Here is a 3518-nt window from a genome sequence, read left to right as displayed (position 1 = left end):
GTCCTGACCAAGACCGCGCCCCCGGCCACCACCCCGGCGGAGCTCGGCCGCATCGACGTGGTCCTGCTCTCGCACGACGAGCACGCCGACAACCTCGACAGGTCCGGCCGGGCCCTGCTCGCCGACGTTCCCCTCACCCTGACCACGCCCGGCGGCGGCGAGCGCCTGGGAGGGACGGCCAAGGGCCTGGCCGACTGGGAAACCATCGCCTTGAACCGCCCCGACGGCGGCACGATCACCGTGACGGGCGTCCCCGCCCTCCATGGCCCCGGCTCCCGCGAGGAGACCGAGCCGGTCACCGGCCAGGTCGTCGGCTTCGTGCTGACCGGGCAGGGCCTGCCCACCGTTTACGTCAGCGGCGACAACGCCTCGCTCGACGCGGTCCGGGAGATCGCCGCCCGGTTCGCCCCGGTCGACACCGCCATCCTCTTCGCCGGCGCTCCCCGCTTCCCCGTTCTCTTCGACAACCAGCCGATCGTCCTGGACAGCGCCCGTGCCGCCGAGGCCGCCCGGATCCTCGGAGCGGGCCGGGTGGTTCCCGTCCACTACGACGGCTGGGCCCACTTCACGGAAGGTCGCGATGATCTGGTGGCGGCCTTCACCGCCGCCGGGCTGGCCGACCGCCTGGACTGGGGCGGGCGGAACTGATTTCCGGCCTCCCGGGCGCCGCGCGGGCGGCCGGACGGTTTTGCCGTTCGCGCCTTCGAAATCCACTGATGCGCGGCGTGCCCGGCGGTTAGAGTGACGCCCGTGACATCTGGAAGAGCGGGTCGTCCGACCCTGCCGCGCACCGTTTCCTTCTGGGCGGTGGCCGTTTCCCTGGGGCTGTTGCTGTTCGCCGCGAGCACCCCGTCCCCCATGTACGTTCTGTACCAGCAGCGCTGGGGATTCTCCCCGATCATGCTGACGGTCGTGTTCGCCGTCTACGTGCTGTGCCTGCTGCTGGCGCTGGTGTGCACCGGGTCGCTGTGTGACCACATTGGACGCAAGCCCGTCCTGTTCGCCGCGCTGCTGCTGCAGACGGCGGCGATGGTGGTGTTCGCGGAAGCGGGCGGGGTGGGCTCCCTGATCGTCGCGCGGGTGGTCCAGGGCCTGGCCACCGGACTGGCCACGGGCGCGATGAGCGCGAGCCTGATCGACCTCCAGCCGTCCTCGCGGCCCCGGCTGGGGGCGCAGGTGGCGAGCATCGCGCCGTCACTCGGGCTCGGCGCGGGCGCGCTCGGCTCCGGCCTGCTCGTCGAACACGGGCCGTACCCGACACAGCTCATCTACTGGCTGCTCGCCGCACTGTTCGTCCTGGCCGCCGTCACGGTGGTGTTCATGCCGGAAACCGCGGAACCGGACGGCCGGTGGCTGCCCGCGCTGCGGCCGCGCGTGGTGGTGCCGGGCAGCGCCCGGCCGCTGTTCGTGGCGATCGCCCCCTCGCTGTTCGCCTTCTGGTCGCTGAGCGGGCTCTACCTTTCGCTCGGCGCTTCGCTGACGGGCACGCTGCTGCACAGCGGCAGCCACCTGACCGCCGGACTGGTGATCACGGTGCTGGCCTGTGCGGGGGCGCTCACCTCGAGCCTGACTTCGAACTGGCCCGCGGGGCGGGCGCTGCTGACCGGTTCGGTCGCGCTGGTCGCCGGGGTCCTGCTGATCCTCGACGCCGTCCACAGTGGATCGGAACTGCTGTTCTTCCTCGGCACCGCGATCGCGGGCTGCGGTTTCGGCCCGGCCTTCAGCGGGGCGTTCAAGGTGCTCACCGCCGCCTCGCCCGCCGCCGAGCGTTCCGGCGTGGTCGCGGCCATCTACGTGGTCTCCTACCTCGGCATGAGCCTGCCCGCACTGGCCGCGGGGGCCGTCGTGCGCAGCGCGGGCCTGGTGACCACGGCGACCGCCTACGGCCTTGGCATCATCGTGCTGGCGGTCATCGCGTCGGCGGCCTACCTCGGCGCGTCCCGGCGGCGGGAACCCGCGCCCGCCGCGGTGCCCGCCGCGCCGCCCTGCCCGGGCACGGTCGCCCTGCACGCCAGCGCGCACCAGTGACGCGTAAGTGTTGGCCGTGAAGGGTCCCTTCACGGTCGATTTGACTGTGAAGGGACCCTTCACGGCCCTGGTCCGGGGCGGCCCGCGAGGCCTAGATCAGGAAGCGGAAGGTGGGATCTTCGGGCGACAGCTTCTGCGCCGAGATCGGCGAGGCGTCGAGGCGCGCGAGCAGGGGCGCGAGGTCCTCCGGGGCACCCAGTTCGAGGCCCACCAGCGCCGGGCCGAACTCGCGGTTGGTGCGCTTGACGTACTCGAACAGGGTGATGTCGTCGTCCGGGCCGAGCACCTCGTCCAGGAACCGGCGCAGCGCACCCGGTTCCTGCGGGAACTCGACCAGGAAGTAGTGCTTCACCCCGCGTGAGACCAGTGCCCGTTCGATGACCTCGGCGTAGCGGCTCACGTCGTGGTTGCCACCGGAGACGACGGCGACCACGGTGTCGCCCGGCGCGACGAGGCCGGACGTGCGCAGCGCCGCGGTGGCCAGCGCCCCGGCCGGTTCCGCGATGATGCCGTCGACGTCGAACAGGTCGAGCATCTCCTCGCACAGCACGCCGGGGTCCACCTCGCGCAGGTCGATGGGATGCTCCGCGAGCACGCCGTGGGTGTGGGCGCCGACCTTGCGCACCGCCGCGCCGTCCACGAAACCGTCGAGGGCGGCCAGTTCGACCGGCCGTCCGGCCGCGATCGCGGCCGCCATGCTCGCCGCGCCGCGGGGTTCGACACCGAGGACACGGGTCGCGGGATGGTGCTTGGCCAGCCAGGTGGTCATCCCGGAGACCAGGCCCCCACCGCCGACCGGGACGACGACCACGTCCGGGGCGGTGCCGAGCTGTTCGGCGATCTCCCGGGCGACCGTGCCCTGCCCGGCGATCACGTCGGGGTGGTCGAAGGCGGGCACCATCACGGCGCCGGTGCGCTCGGCGTCCTCCCGCGCGGCGGCGGAGGCGGCGTCGTAGGTGTCGCCGCCGACGATGGTCTCCACGCGGTCGCCGCCGAGCAGTGCGATCCTGTCCCGCTTCTGGCGGGGCGTGGTGCGCGGGACGAAGATCCGGGCTCGCAGTTCGAGCGCCCGGCAGGCGAACGCGACCCCCTGTGCGTGGTTCCCCGCGCTGGCGCACACGATCGGCCGGTCCCGCTGGTCCGGATCGAGCTGGGCGAGCAGGTTGTAGGCGCCGCGCAGCTTGTAGGAGCGGACCACCTGCAGGTCCTCGCGCTTGAGCCACACGTCCGCGCCGGTGCGGGCGGAGAGCCGTTCGTGGCGCTGCAGGGGAGTGCGGGCCACGACACCCTGCAACCGTTCGTATGCCGCGTCGACGGCAGCGGCCTCCACGCTCATGCTCTCGCCAGTCCTTCCCGGGTCGGTACTCCGTCCAGCCTAGTGAGCGGCGCCCGCCCGGCCGTCCCGTCCACCCGCCGGGGTCGGCGATGTCACTCCCTCTGGGGCCGCGGGTTGCCGTGAGGGGGCCCGGGTTCTAGGGGGCCTTGAGGCC

3 protein-coding genes are annotated in these 3518 nt (G+C 72.9%); 2 read left to right on the top strand and 1 reads right to left on the bottom strand.

Annotated features, from left to right (window positions below):
* Positions 1–648: MBL fold metallo-hydrolase (locus tag FNH05_RS34695; protein ID WP_144593080.1), on the top strand; the 648-nt coding region annotated here is incomplete at its 5' end.
* 102 nt (positions 649–750) lie between these two features.
* On the top strand, positions 751–2028 hold the full coding sequence (locus FNH05_RS34690; protein ID WP_144593079.1) for an MFS transporter: 1278 nt from the start codon (positions 751–753) through the stop codon (positions 2026–2028).
* 91 nt (positions 2029–2119) lie between these two features.
* Here the strand turns inward: FNH05_RS34690 and ilvA are convergent, their stop codons facing one another.
* Positions 2120–3364 (bottom strand): threonine ammonia-lyase IlvA, encoded by a 1245-nt coding sequence (ilvA, locus tag FNH05_RS34685; protein ID WP_144593078.1) that lies wholly within the window; start codon positions 3362–3364, stop codon positions 2120–2122.
* Between the last annotated feature and the right edge of the window lie 154 nt (positions 3365–3518).

It is taken from the genome of Amycolatopsis rhizosphaerae (assembly GCF_007713715.1).
Classification (GTDB): domain Bacteria; phylum Actinomycetota; class Actinomycetes; order Mycobacteriales; family Pseudonocardiaceae; genus Amycolatopsis_E; species Amycolatopsis_E rhizosphaerae.
Note: the sequence above shows the minus strand (reverse complement) of the source record. Positions and strands in the feature narration are given on the sequence as shown.